At 63.7% G+C, this 17,581-nt stretch carries 19 protein-coding genes; 12 read left to right on the forward strand and 7 right to left on the reverse strand.

The window, feature by feature from the left end; genetic code table 11:
• Positions 1–3 precede the first annotated feature (3 nt).
• Both RBH26_RS11235 and RBH26_RS11240 read right to left on the reverse strand, forming a co-directional pair.
• Positions 4–567, reverse strand: a complete 564-nt coding sequence (locus RBH26_RS11235) for a GNAT family N-acetyltransferase (RefSeq protein WP_306758372.1) — start codon at positions 565–567, stop codon at positions 4–6.
• A gap of 2 nt (positions 568–569) precedes the next feature.
• A complete protein-coding gene (locus tag RBH26_RS11240; RefSeq protein WP_306758374.1) occupies positions 570–938 on the reverse strand; it encodes a universal stress protein in 369 nt (122 codons plus the stop codon).
• Between the two features lie 170 nt (positions 939–1,108).
• Between RBH26_RS11240 and RBH26_RS11245 the strand changes: the two genes are divergently transcribed.
• From RBH26_RS11245 to RBH26_RS11270, 6 genes are all read left to right on the forward strand, one after another.
• Entirely contained in the window at positions 1,109–2,578 is a 1,470-nt protein-coding gene (locus tag RBH26_RS11245; protein ID WP_306758375.1) for an ATP-binding protein, read from the forward strand.
• Between the two features lie 100 nt (positions 2,579–2,678).
• A complete protein-coding gene (locus tag RBH26_RS11250) occupies positions 2,679–3,461 on the forward strand; it encodes a PHP domain-containing protein (RefSeq protein WP_306758377.1) in 783 nt (260 codons plus the stop codon).
• A gap of 93 nt (positions 3,462–3,554) precedes the next feature.
• Positions 3,555–3,932, forward strand: coding sequence for a DUF2237 domain-containing protein (locus RBH26_RS11255; protein ID WP_306758379.1), 378 nt, complete (start codon positions 3,555–3,557; stop codon positions 3,930–3,932).
• 73 nt (positions 3,933–4,005) lie between these two features.
• Positions 4,006–4,155, forward strand: a complete 150-nt coding sequence (locus RBH26_RS11260) for a hypothetical protein (protein WP_306758380.1) — start codon at positions 4,006–4,008, stop codon at positions 4,153–4,155.
• A gap of 2 nt (positions 4,156–4,157) precedes the next feature.
• The gene (locus RBH26_RS11265; protein WP_306758381.1) at positions 4,158–4,985 is read left to right on the forward strand and encodes an MBL fold metallo-hydrolase; all 828 of its coding nucleotides are present in this window, start codon (positions 4,158–4,160) and stop codon (positions 4,983–4,985) included.
• Positions 4,986–5,128: 143 nt separating this feature from the next.
• Positions 5,129–7,294: a PAS domain-containing sensor histidine kinase gene (locus tag RBH26_RS11270; RefSeq protein WP_306758382.1), complete on the forward strand. Its 2,166-nt coding sequence runs from the start codon at positions 5,129–5,131 to the stop codon at positions 7,292–7,294.
• 181 nt (positions 7,295–7,475) lie between these two features.
• Here the strand turns inward: RBH26_RS11270 and RBH26_RS11275 are convergent, their stop codons facing one another.
• Positions 7,476–8,747: a divalent metal cation transporter gene (locus RBH26_RS11275; RefSeq protein ID WP_306758383.1), complete on the reverse strand. Its 1,272-nt coding sequence runs from the start codon at positions 8,745–8,747 to the stop codon at positions 7,476–7,478.
• A 293-nt stretch (positions 8,748–9,040) separates the two neighbouring features.
• Here RBH26_RS11275 and RBH26_RS11280 point away from each other — a divergent pair, with 293 nt between their 5' ends.
• Complete coding sequence (locus RBH26_RS11280) at positions 9,041–9,574, forward strand: hypothetical protein (protein ID WP_306758384.1); 534 nt, start codon at positions 9,041–9,043, stop codon at positions 9,572–9,574.
• A gap of 63 nt (positions 9,575–9,637) precedes the next feature.
• Here RBH26_RS11280 and RBH26_RS11285 read toward each other — a convergent pair whose 3' ends face one another.
• From RBH26_RS11285 to RBH26_RS11295, 3 genes are all read right to left on the reverse strand, one after another.
• Positions 9,638–10,099, reverse strand: coding sequence for a pyridoxamine 5'-phosphate oxidase family protein (locus RBH26_RS11285; protein WP_306758385.1), 462 nt, complete (start codon positions 10,097–10,099; stop codon positions 9,638–9,640).
• A 197-nt stretch (positions 10,100–10,296) separates the two neighbouring features.
• Positions 10,297–10,599, reverse strand: a complete 303-nt coding sequence (locus RBH26_RS11290; RefSeq protein WP_306758386.1) for a twin-arginine translocation signal domain-containing protein — start codon at positions 10,597–10,599, stop codon at positions 10,297–10,299.
• A gap of 85 nt (positions 10,600–10,684) precedes the next feature.
• Positions 10,685–11,689: a DUF5787 family protein gene (locus RBH26_RS11295; protein ID WP_306758535.1), complete on the reverse strand. Its 1,005-nt coding sequence runs from the start codon at positions 11,687–11,689 to the stop codon at positions 10,685–10,687.
• Between the two features lie 226 nt (positions 11,690–11,915).
• Between RBH26_RS11295 and RBH26_RS11300 the strand changes: the two genes are divergently transcribed.
• Entirely contained in the window at positions 11,916–12,368 is a 453-nt protein-coding gene (locus RBH26_RS11300) for a low molecular weight phosphatase family protein (RefSeq protein ID WP_306758387.1), read from the forward strand.
• Between the two features lie 163 nt (positions 12,369–12,531).
• Here the strand turns inward: RBH26_RS11300 and RBH26_RS11305 are convergent, their stop codons facing one another.
• Complete coding sequence (locus RBH26_RS11305) at positions 12,532–13,527, reverse strand: phosphate uptake regulator PhoU (protein WP_306758388.1); 996 nt, start codon at positions 13,525–13,527, stop codon at positions 12,532–12,534.
• A 287-nt stretch (positions 13,528–13,814) separates the two neighbouring features.
• Between RBH26_RS11305 and RBH26_RS11310 the strand changes: the two genes are divergently transcribed.
• Genes RBH26_RS11310 through pstB form a run of 4 tightly spaced genes read left to right on the forward strand, consistent with a single transcriptional unit; the run spans position 13,815 to position 17,581 of the window.
• On the forward strand, positions 13,815–14,840 hold the full coding sequence (locus RBH26_RS11310) for a PstS family phosphate ABC transporter substrate-binding protein (protein ID WP_306758389.1): 1,026 nt from the start codon (positions 13,815–13,817) through the stop codon (positions 14,838–14,840).
• A gap of 15 nt (positions 14,841–14,855) precedes the next feature.
• Positions 14,856–15,848, forward strand: a complete 993-nt coding sequence (gene pstC / locus RBH26_RS11315; protein ID WP_306758390.1) for a phosphate ABC transporter permease subunit PstC — start codon at positions 14,856–14,858, stop codon at positions 15,846–15,848.
• Entirely contained in the window at positions 15,845–16,744 is a 900-nt protein-coding gene (pstA, locus tag RBH26_RS11320; RefSeq protein WP_306758392.1) for a phosphate ABC transporter permease PstA, read from the forward strand. The genes pstC and pstA overlap by 4 nt, the downstream gene beginning before the upstream one ends.
• Positions 16,745–17,581, forward strand: a complete 837-nt coding sequence (pstB, locus tag RBH26_RS11325) for a phosphate ABC transporter ATP-binding protein PstB (protein ID WP_306758393.1) — start codon at positions 16,745–16,747, stop codon at positions 17,579–17,581.

Consider the following 17,581-nt stretch of genomic DNA (forward strand, 5'->3'; position numbering starts at 1 on the left):
CGGTCACTCCAGCAAGATCGCCATCTCCTGTTCGAAGCTTTCGGTGCCGGTCGACTCGAAACCGACCCGCTCGTAGAGGGCGATCGCCGGGTTGTTCCAGCGCTCGACGGTCAGCCAGACGCGTTCGATGCCGATGTCGCTGGCGTGGCCGAGTAAGTGCTCGAGCAGCTTCGTCCCGATACCGGCCCGCTGGTAGTCCTGAAGGACGAAGATCGCGAGCTCCCACTCGATGTCGCCTTTGTCCTCGATCGCCGCGGGATCGCTCGTATCGGGAACGAGCATCGCGTGTCCGATTACGTCGTCGTCGTGGTAAGCGACGACGTTGACGCTCTCCTCGGCGATCGTCTCGAGCCAGTTGCGGATACGGTCCTCGCCGGTCGGTGGAATGCCCTGGGCCCGATCGGTCGGATCGAACTGGACGTACATCTCGACGACGTCGCCGATGACGTCCTCGAAGTCGTCCGGTGCGACGAACTCGATCGCTCGTCCCTCCCGGTCCTCGTCGGTCGTCGGCGGCGAGGGGAACGGTCCCACCGGTTCGTCGGGGTACGGTCGCGTTCCAGCCATCGTTATCGCACCAGTTTGACGGTCGTCGGAGCGTTCAGCAGGACGAACTCAGTGATCGGGCCGAGCTGAATCTTCCCCATTGGACTCAGCGTGCCGCCACCGATCACCAGCTGATCGAACTCGCCTTGTTCGGCATAGTCGACCAGCGCGCTTCCGGGGTCGCCCTCGAGTGTAACGATCTCTGCCTCGACGTCGGCGTCAGCAAGCAACTCTTCGGCTTGTTCGACCATCTCCTCTTGGGATCGCTTCGATTCGGGCTTCTCGACGACGGCGACGGTGAGGTCGTCGCCGACATCGTGTGTCCGATCGACGGTTTGACGAAGCGTTTTAACTGATTCGTCGCTCCCGACGAGGCCCACTAAGACGTTCATATGCATGCTTGTGTACCGATGAACGAAAACAATTGTGCCACAGCCGGCCAGCGACGGCGACTGTCGGCCCCGATCGCGGTCTCGAGCGTGTGCAAATCTATCATGATTGATTGTCGCAGACGTTGCACAGGACGACGACGTTAAGAGCGTGTGGTGAATACGTTGACCGAATGAGTGACGCAGCGCTCGATGTCGTTGAGTTCCTGCTCACGGCGAGCGTGTATTCGGACGACCGGACGCTGGACGAGAACGACCTCCCCCCATCGTTTCGCCGAGTCTACTGGACCGGTAGCGTAGACGACGGCGACGACGACAGCGACGGTGGTGGCGGCGGGCGCAAGCCCGCAGGGATCAGCCGGCCGCTCTCGGTGACGAACGGAACGGCACGAGAGGCGACCAGCGTCAGCCAGCCCTGGGAGGCGGTGTCCGACCTGATGTTCACCGAGCGCGACGAGTTCTCGGGAACGATCACGCTCGCCCAGGAAGGAATGGCCGAACAGTGGTTTGCCGAGCGCGTCGACGACGAGCGATTGCGCGAGAATCCGACGCTGGCAAAACACTTTGCCAACCACGAGGAGTACGGCGATCAGTTCGACGTCACCCACGAGGAGGCCCGCGAGCAAAACCGGCCGATACAGGCCGATCGCGTCTGGATCGACGGGCTCTTAGACGAGTACTTCGACGAAGATGAGGACGAGGAGATGCTCGACCTCGTCGAGGTTCGGGCACCCGAGGAGGTCGACACCAGCCTCGACGAACTCGTCCTCACCGAGGACCAGGAGAACGAACTCGACAAGATCTCGAAGGCGATCGAACACCGCGATTACCTCTCGGATATCGGCCTGCGCGAGATCGGCAAGCTGCTGTTCGTCGGGCCGCCGGGAACCGGGAAGACCTCGACGGCACAGGCACTGGCTCAGGACATGGATCTCCCGTTCGTCGAGGTCAAGCTGTCGATGATTACCTCACAGTACCTCGGCGAGACGGCCAAAAACGTCGATAAGACGTTCGAGGTCGCCAAACGGCTCTCGCCGTGTATTCTCTTTATCGACGAGTTCGACTTCGTCGCCAAGACCCGCAGCAGCGACGAACATGCTGCCCTGAAACGGGCCGTCAACACCTTACTCAAGAGCATCGACAACATCTCGCTGATCGAGGACGACGTCTTGCTGATCGGCGCGACCAACCACCCCGATCAGTTAGACGACGCCGCCTGGCGCCGGTTCGACGAGATCATCAACTTCCCCAAGCCGGACTACGACATGCGGGCGGACATCCTTCAGGTCATCACCCGCCAGATGGACATCGAGGAGTTCGATCCGCAACTGATCGCCGAGGCCACGGAGGGGCTGACCGGCAGCGATCTCCGGATGGTTCTCCGGGAGGCCGTCCTCGAGGCCCTAACCGAGGATCGGACGACGCTGACCCAGGAGGACCTGCTCCACGCCGTCGAGGAGTTCGAGGAACGTGACACGTTGAAGAACATGGACATGATGGGCGGTGACCACGACGCGCTCGTCGCGGGCGGCGATCTCGGAAAAGCCAGCGACGGGGGCGAGCCGAGTGGCCACTCACACGACCACGACCACGACCACGGCCACGACCACGACCACGACCACGACCACGACCACGATCACTGATTTCGATCACGCCACTCGAGGCGGAGGACGACCGCCGACGGCGTCGGGACGTGGCTGTCGCGGGCGAAACGCCCAACTGTCCCTTCGGCGTCGTTGCAATATGAACGACTTCCACACCCACACCAACTACTCTGACGGGGGATTTCTCAAGGGGATGGTCGAGGCCGCCGACGCGGCCGGACTCGAGGGCGTCGGTCTGACCGACCACTGTACGGTATCGACCCGCGAGCAGCCGGCGACGGTCCGGACAGTTTACGGCTTCAATCTGGACCTGACCTACGAGCGGCGGCGACGGGCGATCGAAGCTCAGCGCGACCGCGAGGACCTCTCGGTGTCGATCTACGACGGCGTCGAGATGGACTACGATCGGCGCGACGAGGTCGAGATCCGCGAGTTCCTCGCGGACGCCGACTTCGAGTACACTATCGGGAGCGTCCACGCCGTCGACGGACTAAACGTCCAGGTCCCCAGTAACTTCACGGCGATGAGTGAGCCCGAACTGGACGCCATCGTCGAGGGCTACGTCGACGATCTCGTCTCGTTGATCGAGTCGGAGCTGTTTGACGTCGCGGCCCACCTCGATCTGATCGAGCGAACGCCCGCGCTGCGGGGGCGAGCGACGACCGACCAGTACGACCGAATCGCACGGGCGCTGGCCGACTCGCGGACGGTCCCCGAAATCAACGCCGGACGAGCGGTCGCCGACATGGCGATCGTCCACCCCTCCGAGACCTTCCTCGAGATCCTCCAGGAGTACGACGTCTCCATCACCATCGGAACCGACTCCCACCGGCCGGGCGAGATCGGCGAGCGCGCCGCGTTCCTCGAGGCGTTCGTCGCGGAACGCGACCTCGAGCCGGTCGTACCGCCGGGACTGAATTGACCTCCTTCATACGGGTACTGCTGATTCGGAGCGAACGGCCGAATCGACGCCGCGGACCACACGTTTTTGCCCGCGGCATCCGACGGCCCGTGTATGACCGACGACCGGAACGTCTACGGGACCGAACTCGAGCCATGTAGCACCGACCCGATGACCGGATTTCTGCGGGACGGCTGCTGTCGCCGCGTCGAGGGCGACCGTGGGCGCCACGAGATCTGTGCCGTGATGACCGAGGAGTTCCTGCGGTTCAGTCGAGCACAGGGCAACGACCTCGTCACGCCGCGACCCGAACTCGAGTTTCCCGGGCTCGAGCCGGGCGACCGGTGGTGTCTCTGTCTGGCTCGCTGGCTCGAGGCTGAAGACGCCGACTGTGCCCCGCCGGTCGTCCTCGAGGCGACCCACGAGGCGGTGTTGCGCGACGTCGAGCCGGATCTGCTCCGGGAACACGAGTACGACGGACGCAGTCGGTGACTCCGGGACGGAGTAGCGACGGCCCGGTTCGTGGGGAAATACCCTTTATGTGATGGGTTCTAAGCACACGCCAATGAGCGACGAACCGCGACAGGGAGAAGCCACGGCCGCGGTTGCCGACCGGCCGCGGGCGGCGGGTGACTCGTATGAGCAGCGACGAGCGTTCGCGCCACGTCCCGTTCGGGCCGGTTCGATCGACGTCGCCGACGGAGGGCGACCGTAACGATGCGTGTGACGCTTCTCGGCACCGGCGACACGACCGGGACACCCACCGTCGGCTGTGACTGTGACACCTGTGAAGCCGCCCGTGAACGCGGAGTCGAACGCACGCGCTTTTCGGTCCACGTCGAGAACGAACGCGTCGACGAGTCGCTGCTGATCGACTTCAGTCCCGACTTCCGCTCGCAGTTCCTTCGCGAAGACGTCCCGTTGCCCGACGCGGCGATCGTCACCCACATTCACTTCGATCACCTCGACGGAATGGGTAACGTCTTCCGCGTCTTCGACTCGCTTGACGTCTACGCGGCCGACGAGACCGATCCCAAGACGGACAAAAGCGTCGCCGAGACCGTCCGCGACGACTACCACTACCTCGAGCCGATCGAGGTCCACCCTACGACGCCGCTCGAGCCGATCCACGTCGCCGGCTTCACCGTGACGCTGGTTCCGGTCGAACACCCGCCGCTGCTCTGTTATGGGCTCGCGATCGAGGACCCCGTCACGGGGTCGAAGCTCTCGATCTCGGGCGACACGAGTTACAACGTCCCCGAGGAGTCCCGTGAGGTGCTGGCCGACCCCGACCTGTTACTCGCCGACGCCATCGTCCCCGCTCACCTGGCCGACTATCACCCGATCGGCGGTCGCCACGAGACCGACGACGGCGTCCCGCGGACGTTCGGCACGAAACACATGACTCGAGAGGGCGCGCTCGCGTTGGCCGACGAGCTAAACGCCGAGCAAACACGGCTCGTTCACGTCGCCCACTACTACCCCGCCGACGAAGCCTTCGAGGAGCCGCTTGCAGTCGACGGCGAGGAGTTCGTGCTTCCCTGAGATGGGGCGCTGTCGTCTGCGAGCCATCGGTTCGCTTCCCCTCAGGTTCGAACGACGTCGTAGTGCTCGAATCCAATGCCGTCGGGGGAATTTGGGAGAACCGACAGCTATCTGATGATGTGGCCGAAACCGATAGTCCTCCTATGGGCACTGATCAGTCCGCCGATGGGTCGGATCCCCCACTGACGTCGATGTCGGCCGATCTGTTTCTCGATGCGGTTCCGAAGCCGGTCGTCGTCGCGGACGAGAAAACGGGACGGGTTCTCGACGCCAACACGGCCGCTGTCGACTTTCTCGAGCGCTCGTGTGAACGGCTTCGTGAGCTTGCGTTGCTCGATCTCCATCCCGATCGGACGCGAGGGAACCACCGCGAGGCGCTTGCGGCAACGGGGACAGTCTCCGAGCTCGAGGACGGCTCGCCGATCGTCGTCGATCGTCCCGAGACGGGACGGTGCTGTGTCGACGTCACGACCGAGCACGTCGAACAGGACGGACGGACGCTCGTTGTCCGGTGGTTCGAGCCCGTTGAACGGACGCCGGCACCACAGCGGGAGCGTCGCGACGATCTGTTCGACAAGACCCAGGAGATCGCGGACGTCGGAGCCTGGGAGTACGACGTTCTATCGGACGAACTCTGGTGGAGCGAGTACGTCGCCGGACTGCTCGGCTACGATTCAGCCGCCGAGCCGTCGCTTCCTGCCGCGTTCGAGGCCGTCCACCCGGACGACCGGGACGCGTTCGAGGCCGCGTTCGACCGTGCGGTCGAGGACGGCATCGCGTACGACCTCGAGATCGAACTTCGGACACGCGGCGACGGGAGCCGATGGATCCGGGCGAAGGGCGATCCACAGACCGAGGACGGCGATGTAGTTCGCGTCCGCGGAACGATCCAGGGCGTTACCGGCCGGAAAGAGCGCGAACGAGAACTCGAGCGCGCAAGCGAGCGACTGCGGGTGCTGTTCGACAAGTCCCCGAACGTGATCATCGTCCACGACGTAACGGGAACCGTCCTCGACGTCAACGAGACGCACGTCTCGAACCTGGGATACACCCGTGAAGAACTGCTCTCGATGCACGTCTCTGACTTCGAGGTAGGGGTCGAGTTAGACGAACTCGAGCAAACCTGGAAGGAGATGGACGTCGGCGAGCGGCGTGCGGTCGCCGGCGTCCACCGGCGGAAAGACGGCTCGACGTTTCCAGCTTCGGTCCGGCTCAACAAAGTCGAGATCGACGGCGACGAGCGAATTATCGCCGTCAGCCGCGACGTGACCGAACGGAACGAACGAGAGCAAGAGCTCGAACGCTTTCAACGAGCGATCGAGGCCGCCGCACACGCCATCTTCCTGACCGATCGAGATGGAACGATCACCTACGTCAATCCCGCCTTCGAATCGATCACGGGCTACACCGCCGCCGAGGCCGTCGGGGAAACGCCGAACATACTGAACTCGGGGCGGATGGACCAACAGTACTTCGAAGAGCAATGGGAGACGGTCCTCTCGGGACAGGTGTGGGAAGAACAGATCGTCAACCGGCGCAAATCCGGCGAGATCTATCACGCCCAGCAGACGATCGCCCCGATCACCGACGACGACGGGACCGTCCGCGAGTTCGTCGCGATCCAGACCGATATCACCGAGCGGAAAGAGCAGAACCAGCAGTTACAGACGTTAGATCGCGTCCTCCGACACAATCTCCGTAACGAACTCACCGTCGTCGAGGGCTATGCGAGCCAGATCGAGGCCGAGGGAACGACACCGGTCGACGACTACGCCGAACGGATCCTCGAGAGCACCACGGATCTCCTCGATACCGCGGAGAAAGGGCGCAAGATCACGAAGTTGCTGTCCGAACGAGCACGACGGCGACCGATCGATCTCGTCGACGTCGTCGAACGGGAGGCCGCGGCGGCTCGGGGATCTGCCGACTCCGTTGGGATCGAGACCGACCTGCCGGCACGTGCGGTCGCGACGGCGACGGGACGGATCGACGAGGCGATCGCGGAACTCCTCGAGAACGCGATCGAGCACACCGATCGATCGGAACCGACCATCGACGTCGGCGTTCGCCTCGAGGGAGAGACGGTTCGGATACGCATCGCCGACGACGGCCCCGGTATCGAGGCGATGGAACGGCGGATACTGGACGTAACCCGGGCCGAAGAGGACCTGTACCACGGAAGCGGGCTCGGCCTGTGGTTCGTCTACTGGATCGTCCGCAGGTCCGGCGGGAGCCTCGAGTTCGAGGCGAACGCACCCCGCGGGAGCGTCGTCACGATCGAACTCGATCGAGCGCTGTCGGCCGATTGATGCTTCGGCACTGATGGACAGGAGCCGTACTATCGTTCGCTCGTATTGCCTGATACGGTCTACTGTCGTCGATTACCGCCGATATCGCTATCGCCGTGGCTGTCGCTCGAGCACGTCAACGACGGAACAGATGAAACGGTCAGCGATCGAGACGACGGCCTCGAGTCGTCACGGCGACAGGTTAGAATCCGCCGCCGAAGAGTAACTCGAGGAAGTCCTGGACGGCAAACACCGCCAGTACGATCGCCAGCAGGACAAGCACCGCGTTGACGATGTTCAGCCAGCGCGAGTTCCGGTGTTCGCCCATCGTCTCACGATCGTTGACCGCCCAGAACAGCAGGGCAGCCGCAAGCGGCAGCCCGAAGATCCCGTTGTACGTCGGGAAGAGGATGACCATGTCGACGACCGACAGGTCGAGGACGCTGCTGATCAGCGGCGACGCGAAGCCGGTTGCCGTGCCAGCGACGAACAGGAGCTTGAAGAGGCGGTCGCTTTGTCCGACTTCGGTTCCCATCGCTTCGGGGATGATGTACGCCGGCGTCCACATGATCGGGATGATGCTGTTGAACGCCGCGGCCGTAACCCCGACGACGAACAACACCATGGCCCACGTGCCGAGGATCTCGACGAGTGCTTCACCCGGCATAATGAACGTCGTCACCTCGGTGTAGCCCATCGGTCGCAACAGCGCGGCCGCGACGATCAGGATCGCGATCGTCGTCACGCCGCCGACGGCGTAGCCGACCGCCAGGTCCTTGCGAGCGGTCGAGAGGTCGCTTTTGTCGGTCCACCCCTTCTTTTCGACGAGTCGCGACTCGAGGAAGAAGTTCGGCCACAGCGCGGTCGTCCCCAACACGCCCGCTGCGATCGCCAGCGTGCCGAGAGTATCGGGCGTCGGCACGAACCCGAGCGCGAGCGAGGTCGTCTCGGGATTGCTCGGCAAGGCGACGACGATGTAGACGATCATCAGCGACAGCATCATCGCGATCATCAGATACTCGACGCGCTCGTAGTTCAGCAGGCCGATCACGATGGCGAGGACGGTCGCGCCCACGGCGACCGGCTGCCACGAGACGGCACCGCCAGTCAGAAACGAGACGCCGGCGCCGACGGCAGCGACCAGTCCAAGCGTCCACGCCACACAGCCGATCGAGAGAAACACCGCGATCGCCGTCGCCGGACCACGGCCGAGTTTGTGGCGGACGAACCGCATCAACGGCGTTCCGTGGATGCCCAGCCGAGCGCTCATGTCCTGGGCCATAAAGCCAAGCAGCGCGGCACCAATGACGGCCCACAACAGCGTGTAGCCGTGCATCACGCCGGCCTGACTGGCGATAAACACCGAACCGGAGCCGAAGTAACTGGCGACCATGACGAACGCCAGTCCGTACTCTTCGACTACCGCGGGTATTTCGCGAGCGGTCCACTTCGTGAATCCATCGGTTACACTCATGGCTTCATCAACGACAAGACCGCAACCGCAATCGGTTAGCACGCGATCACCGTCTATCGCTGTATCAAGCCGCTTCGCTGGATGTCTCTGTGAACCTGTTTTTCGTTGTTTCGTACGCGAGCGAGTATAGTATATCCTGACAGAAAAGAGCTGGTGGTTCGGCCGTATTGCCCGGGCAACGCGGCAGTACATTGGTCCGTTGGTTTCAGCACGGTCCAGTTGGCCGCACGTACGATCGGTCCGTGCATCGCGTTGTCCAGCAGTATCAAGAGCCTCGAGGGTGCCGAGGACCTATGGCCTGGACCAGACGCCACGTCGTCGCGGTCGGGACAGGCGTGACAGTGACCGCCCTCGTCGGCTGTCTTGGCGAGGACAGGGGGAACAGCGACGAGGGAGCCGATGACACCGACGAATCCGACGAGAGTGACGACGACGCGTCCACCGACAGCGACGGCCACGAGCGGAACGCAGACGCAGTCCTCGAGGACCGCGATCTCGAGGACTACACAGACGAGGGAGCGGTCGACGTCACGGTCGACCCCGACGACGAGGGGGTCAAGCCCGCGGCGTTCGAGATCGAATCGGACACGCCCGTCGACTGGGTCTGGGAGGGCACGAGTACGGTCGTGTACCCGATCGACGTCCCCGAGGAGTGTATCTGGGACGAAGCGGTCGACGAAGGGACAGTCGAGGAACGGACGGCCGGCGAGGCGTTCGATCGGCTCTTCTGGGCCGAGGGAGCGTATCTCTACGGCAGTCGTGATGCAGATGGGGAGGAGTTCACCGGTGTCTTTCGGGTCCGCGAGGGTGACGACGGAGACGAGTGATACTGCCGGCTCTCTTCGGACGTCTGCGTACCGCGGATCCCCTCGAGCGTGGTATAGACCCACTCACTCGGAACTGGTTTCCTGCTGAATCCCCGTCCACTCCTCGATTTGGAACCGATACCCCTGTACGCCACGCATCGGCGCAGCGGCGGAGAAGATGCTGGGGTGCCAGGCGTTCTCCATGGCGTCCCGAAGGGCGTCCCACTCGCCGTCGTCGTCGACGGGCGTAATACGGCCGGTCAGCGAAACGCTTTGCCACTCGTGTACTGACTCGGCGCGATAGACGAGAAACCGTCCCCGCTGGGACTGGTCCGAGAGGACCTCTTTGCGGCTGTCCGTTCCAAAAAGCAGGAAGACGAAGTAGAGCGTCGACTCGCCGTCGTAGCCGAACGACATCGGAATCACGTACGGGAGGTCGTCGGTCGGCAGGGCGAGCGTCCCGACGCCTTCCTGAGTCAGGAGCGCTTGCATCTCGTCCTCGCTCATCGACGCGGCGCTCGACTCGACTATCGCATCTATGGACATAGTCACCAATACACAGAGAAGGGGCAAATCAGTACCGGTGCCGACAGACGGATCCTGTTCGGGAAACGCGTCGCTCCACCATCTCAGGCCGTAGACACGTCGACGATGTGGCGTCGCGCTCGCGCCTGTGTGTGACCGGTACGTACTGCGGCACAGATCGTGCGAAACCGGCGGCGACAAAAGTTCTGTGCCGTCCGTTACCCGTCGTCGTCTTCGTCTTCGTCGTCGTTCTCGTCCGGTGCGTGGTCGATTTCCTGGTCGTCGTCTCCCTCGTCGTCCGCTTCGATATCGTCCTCGGGTTCGTCCTCGTCGTCCTCCTCGTCATCGTCTACTTCGTCGTCCTCATCGTCGTCGGGCTCCGGTTCTTCCTCGGGTTCGTCCTCTGGCTCTTCCTCGGGCTCGTCGTCTTCGTCAGCACAGCCGGCGAGCAGAGCTGCCGCTCCCACAACCCCTACACCCTCGAGAATGCGTCGACGGGTGATCTGATCGATCCCGTGCATATTCATCGTAAAACCTTCACCGTTGAAAGTGATGTACCAGCAACTGACGGCACGTCTCGAAACGAAATCCGTGGACGCGATGAGTTCATCCGAACCGGTCCAGCCCCGACTGCCGACGTCGTCGTCCGTCCGGATCCGCGACCCAGGGCGTTCGCCGGTCGCGCTCGGCCTCGAGGTCGATCTCCTCGCCCGGATGCGGATCGACTGTCGGCTCGTACCCGCCACAAGAGGGGGCACACTCGGCGCTCGCATCGACCACCCGTCCCTTCCACGAGCAGTAGGGCAGGGTCGCGCCGCTCGAGTCGTCGACCCGGCAGGCCCCACACTCCGGAAGGCCGTCGGTACGCCACCCCTTCCCATAGGCCCGCTCGGCGAGCCGACGGCGCGCCCGTTCCTTTTCGACCGGATCGACGACGGCGATCTCGGTCCGCCCGGGATGGTACTCGAGCGGTTCGATACCGGGTTCGTCGACCGACAGCGGTTCGGGTTCGCGGATCACCTCGACCTCGAGAGCACCGCCCGTCGAGCCCGTCGTCTCGTCGCGATGGACGCGCCAGACGCCGACCTCGTTCGGAATGCGGTGCAGGTGTGCCCGCGTGACGTAGCTCTCGGTCGCGAGGACGACCTCGTCGACCAGCCCGAGGCTGGCGTCGGTCCGCAGCTGGGCCTCGAGGTCGCCCGGACGGCCCAGATCGGGCTTGTTCTCGATCCCGACGAGCCGGCCGTACCAGTCGGGGTAGCGGGCGACCTGCCGGACGTACGCGCGACCGTTGCGGTACTCGCGCTCGAAGAAGCCGATCTCGCAGGCTCGCTCCATCGCCCGTCGGGCCCGATCGGGATGGCAGTCGAAGGCGTCTTTCCAGTAGCGGGCCCGACCGGCCCCGACGTCGGCTTCGATCGCCGCGTCCGGAATCGTCTCGCTCGTGATGGCCGCGCGGTCGTCGAATCCGGGTCCGGGCTCGAGACAGACGACGTCGAGGATTCGGCCGCCGGGGTCGGCCACGCTCGCCCCAAGCTGGCGGGCGACGACGTCGTCGCTGCGGGCCTCGAGGTGGGCACACAACTCGAGTTCGAACGCGAACTCCGACACGGACGGAGCGAGGGGCCGGCTCGAGAAAAGGTCGTCGGGCTGGGGAACGTTCGGCTCTTTCACCGAAGCGCGTCGGCGGTCGCGTCCGCTATCTCCGTAACCAGCCAAACCGCTATATAGCGAACATAGCAACGCTATTTCACCAGCAGCCACTAGCGTCACCAAATGTCGAGCCAACGCGAGACCGACCAACGGAGTCGACGCGACGTGAGTCGCGGTGAACGCGATGACTGACGACGCCATCCACGTCGGCTTCGTCTGCGTCCAGAACGCGGGCCGCAGCCAGATGGCGACCGCCTTCGCCGAGCGCGAACGCGACCGTCGTGGCTGGGACGACCGGATCGAGATCCACACCGGCGGCACCCACCCCGCCGAGGAGGTCCACCCTGTCGTCGTCGACGCGATGGCCGAGGTCGGGATCGACCTCGCCCAGCGGACGCCACGCGAAATTCCCGACGACGAACTGGCCGCCTGCGACGTCGTCGCGACGATGGGCTGTTCGACGCTCGAGTTCGAGGCCGACGACGTCGACGTCCGTGACTGGGCTCTCGACGACCCTCACGGCGAGGCCCTCGAACGAGTTCGTGAGATTCGGTCGACGGTCGAGACTCGCGTACAGGAACTGTTCGACGACCTCGAGTCGAAACTCGGCGGCGACTCGAGGATGGCCGAACGATGAGCGCTAACGTGTGACTGCCGGAGCGAGTCACTGATCGGACACGAGTCGTCACTGACGGCGTTTATCGGCAGCGTGGCAGCCGTCGACGCCGCTCGAAAGGGACCCTCGAGAACGGCTTCGTTCGGGCGACCCTACCGTTTGAGCGGTACGCGAATCGCCGACTTCACGGCCGCGGCGCCGCTTTCTGTAGCGCCGTTTCGGCGATATTGCCACCGTAGTCCGCGCTGCGGGACAGCGAATCGAGGACCAGCCCGAGCGACTGGACCTGGACGGGCTCGAGGTCGCGGAGAATATCGTCGATCCGTCGCGTGTGTTCGTCGATCTCGCGAACGGACTCGAGGGCGTCGTGACCGAGGTCGGTCGCTTCGTCGCCTTCCTTGGCAAACAGTGCGTCCATCGACTGCTCGAGGATTCGTCCGACGTCGGCATGCAAGTCAGCGATCCCCTCGGCGACGGTCTCCGGAACGGCCTCGAGTTCGGTCGCGAGTCGGCTGATCTTGACGGCGTGGTCGGCGACGCGCTCGAGTTGGCGAGCACTCGAGTGGAAGTCAAAGCAGTCCTCGCGAGAGACAGCGAGACCTTCGGCGGCCCGCGGCGAGCGCAGCGTCGCCCGGAAGATACGCGAGACGACGAGGAAGAGCCGGTCGACGTCGTCGTCGCGCTCGATCACGTCGCGAGCCACGTCGTCGTCGTTTTCGACGAGTGCGGTGACGGCGTCCTCGAGCATCGACGTCGCGATCAGGCGCATCCGCGAGACGGCGTTGACGATCGACAGCTCCGCGGAGTCTAACAGGTCCTGGACGACGACGTGATCGCTCCCCTCTTCGACGACTTCGACGCCGACCAGTCCCTGGACGGCGCTGCGGATCGCCCGTCGCTGGGTCGTCGTCACACGGCCGGCCTCGAGGCGGATGACGTCGAAGCCGCCGACGTACATCGTGAACACGGCGCGGATCAGTTGGTCGTCTTCGAGCGCGGAGACGTCGAGCACTCCTTCCTGGTGGTCGGTGTCGCACTCCGGCGTGACCGATAGCGTGTCGTCTTCGGAATAAATCTCGACGATGGAGCCGCTGCTGATACCGTTCTCGATCGCCCACTCCTTGGGGAGTGAGACCGTATAGGTCGATCCGCCAGTCACCTGGACCTTACGCGTTTCCATACGCTGTCATTACGATGGCACACCATAAATTGGACTGTGTCTATATAGATATGTGGGTGTTCGACACAGTAGTTCTCAGTACCGATGGGGAGTGGACGATAGTCGGCGCTTGAGGACGCCTCCGCCGACAGTGAGCCGTACGTGTGCCGACCACTACTCGAGTTTAGGCTTCGACCCGAACTCGTTACCGAGACCTACGTTCCAATACGTAGTCGGATATTGATATTGGGGAATAGCTATATAGATCATAGCAGTTCCTTTATGAGATCTGTACGACAGTCCAGGTGATGACGGACGAAACGTCCGAAACTAGTGGCACCGGGAAGCGATCACGACGCAGTTTCCTCGCGGGAGCGGGCGCGACGAGTGTCGTGGCGGTCGCCGGCTGTATGAGTGGAGGCGGCGACGGACCCTCCGGAACGATCGATGCGTCCGGATCGAACACGGTCGCACCGATCACTGACTGGGCGGGTGAGAACTTCGAGAACGAGTATCCAGACGTGCTCGTCGACGTCGCACCCGAGGGGACCGGCGCCGGGTTCCAGGAGTTCTGTCGCGGGAACTCCGCCGTCCAGAGTGCGAGCCGGGAGATCACGGACGACGAGGTCGGCCTCTGCGAGGAGAACGACGTCGAGTACGGCTTCCTCGAGGTCGGTCTCGACGGCCTATCGGTGGTCAAGAACTCGGAGAACGATTGGGTCGATGAGATCACGCTCGACGAGTTGCGGCAGGTCTGGGAGTTCGAGTCCGACGTCGAGACCTGGAGCGACGTCCGCTCGGAGTGGCCCGACGAGGACATCCAGCTGCACGCCCGGGACGACGCGTCGGGGACGTTCGACTACTTCACCGAGGCGATCAACGGCGAGATGGGGAACATCCGCGACGACTACTCGGCAACCAGCCAGACCAACGAGATCATGAACGCCGTCGCGGGCAACGAACACGGCTTCGGCTGGGGCGGTCTCGGCTACCTCCGCGACATCGAAGACGACGAGCCGATCGAGGCGGTGCCCGTCGAGAGCGACGAAGACGGCGAGTTCTACCTGCCCGAACAGGAGAACATCGAAGAGGGCCTGTACTCGCCGCTCGCCCGACCCCTGTTCGCGTACATCAACCTCGCGAGCCTCGAGGAGGAGCCCGACCTCATCGGATCGTTCGCACGGTTCTACGTCAACAACCAGCACGAGTTCGCCCGCGACGAGGGGTTCTACGCGACGACCGACGAGGCCCAGGCGGAGAACCACGACAAGATCGACGAGTGGCTCGAGCAGGTTGGCGCTGATCCGGACGAAATCACCGTACAGCGAGAGTAACGGAAAGGATTCAGGATGCGTACTGAAACCGACTCCGGACCGGGGATCACCGGCGGCGTCGCTCGAGACGACATCGAGTCGAACCGCCGGATCCGACGCGTCCTCTTTGGCTGTGCGTCGATCACGGTCCTCACGACGCTCGCGATCTTTTTCGTGCTGTTCGACAACGCCGCCAGCTACTTTTTCGGTGCGCGGATCACCGAGATACTCACGGGGGCGAGCGTCGAACAGCTCGTCACGTTCACCGAGTTCTTCACCGGAACGCGGTGGGCGCCGACTCACGCGACGCCGGCCCACGGGGCGCTCCCGATCATCTTCGGGACGCTCGCGATCACCGTCGGCGCGGCGTTCGTCTCGATCCCGATCGGCACCGCGACCGCGATCTACCTCTCGGAGTACGCCTCCCCGGAGGTACGTGCGAAACTCAAGCCGACGCTCGAGATCCTCGCCGGGATTCCGACGATCGTCTACGGCTACTTCGCGATCGCCTTCATCAATCCGGTCATCCTCGGCCCCATAGCCAGCAGACTGTTCGGAATCAATATCGGCCGGTACAGTATGCTCTCGGGGATGCTCGTCGTCGGAATCATGACGATTCCGATGGTGTCCTCGATCAGCGAGGACGCGATGAGCGCGGTACCCGACGAACTCAGGAACGGAGCCTACGCTCTCGGGGCGACGAAGTACGACGTCTCGACGCGGATCGTACTGCCGGCGTCGATCTCGGGGGTCTTCGCGTCGTACATCCTCGCGGTGTCGCGGGCGATCGGCGAGACGATGGCCGTCACGCTCGCGGCGGGGTTCAACGCGAACATCACCGCGAACCCGTTCGACGAGGTCATGACGATGACGGCGTACATGGTCTCGCAGGCCCGTGGGACGTCGGCGGTCGGGACCGTCGAGTACCAGAGCCTGTTCGCCGTCGGGCTGTTGCTGTTTCTCATGACGCTGTCGATGAATCTGCTCAACGACCGGTTCAAACGACGCTTCCAGGAGGAGTACCGATGAGCACCCAAACCGACGATACCCCGTTTACCGGCATCGATCTCGACTGGGAGCACCGCAAGAACCGGATCTTCCTCGGGATCATCGTCGCCGCGTCGATGTTCGGCGTCGTCATGCTGGCGCTGCTGTTGCTCGACGTCGCGACCGACTTCTACCGCGGGCAGACCGAGTTCGGCATCAGTCTCGTCGACTTCTTCACGCGAGACGGCTCGCGACGCGAGGAACTGGCCGGGTTCAGGGGTGCGATCGTGGCCTCGATCATGCTGATGCTCTTCACCGCGATCCTGGCGTTCTTCGTGGGCGTCGGCTCGGCGATCTATCTCGAGGAGTACGCACCCGACAACCGGATCACGCGGCTCATCGAGGCGAACCTGGCGAACCTCGCGGGCGTGCCGTCGATCGTCTACGGACTGCTCGCGCTGGCCGCGTTCGTCAACGGGGTCGGGATGGGACCGATCCTGCTGGCCGGGGCGATCGCGCTCGCGTTGCTGGTGATGCCGATCATCATCGTCTCTACCCAGGAGGCGCTGCGCGCGGTTCCAGACGGGATGCGAAACGGCTCCTACGCCACCGGCGCGACGAAGTGGCAGACCATTCGGCAGGTCGTCCTCCCGGCCGCGATGCCCGGAATCATGACGGGGACGATCCTCGCGCTCGCACGAGCGATCGGAGAGACGGCGCCGCTGATTATGGTCGGAGCGCTGTTTACCAACCGGATCGCGCTCGGTCCGTTCGATCGGTTCAGCGCGATGCCGACCCAGATCTACAACTGGGCGGCCGAGCCGAGCCAGCACTTCATCCATCTCGCGGCGACCGGGATCGTCGTGCTACTCACCTTCATGTTCGTGATGAACGGGATCGCGATCTACCTGCGAAACAAGTACGAGAGGGATCTGTAAATGGCAACGAATACGAACGACGATACGATCATCACGACCGGTGTACAGCAGATAAACACCAACGAGCGAAATCGACCCGACGAAACCGTCGTCGAAGCCTCGGATCTCGACGTCTACTACGGCCACGATCGTGCGATCGACGACGTCTCGATCGAGATTCCGGAGAAGAAAGTCACTGCGATCATCGGTCCGTCGGGCTGTGGAAAGTCGACGTTCCTCCGTTGCATCAACCGGATGAACGACCAGATCGACGTCGCGCGCGTCGAGGGCGACCTCTACTTCCACGGAAAGAACGTCTACGACGACGACGTCGATCCCGTCGCCCTCCGCCGGAAGATCGGGATGGTCTTCCAGAAACCCAACCCGTTCCCGAAATCGATCTACGACAACGTCGCGTACGGGCTACGCGTCCAGGGAAAAGACGACGAGGTCGATCTCGACGAAGCGGTCGAACGAGCGCTGCGCGGCGCGGCACTCTGGGACGAAGTGAACGCCAAACTCGACGCGTCGGGCCTCGATCTCTCCGGCGGACAGCAACAGCGCCTCTGCATCGCCCGGGCCATCGCCCCCGACCCGGAGGTCATCCTGATGGACGAACCGGCGTCGGCGCTTGACCCCATCGCTACCTCGAAGATCGAGGACCTCATCGCCGACCTCACCCAGGACTACACCGTCGTCATCGTCACGCACAACATGCAGCAGGCGGCTCGTCTCTCCGACAAGACGGCGGTCTTCCTCACGGGCGGCGAACTCGTCGAGTTCGACGACACGACGAAAATCTTCGAGAACCCCAACGACCAGCGCGTCGAGGACTACATCACCGGTAAATTCGGCTGA

It is taken from the genome of Natronolimnohabitans sp. A-GB9 (assembly GCF_030848565.1).
In the GTDB taxonomy this organism is placed as follows: domain Archaea; phylum Halobacteriota; class Halobacteria; order Halobacteriales; family Natrialbaceae; genus Natronolimnohabitans.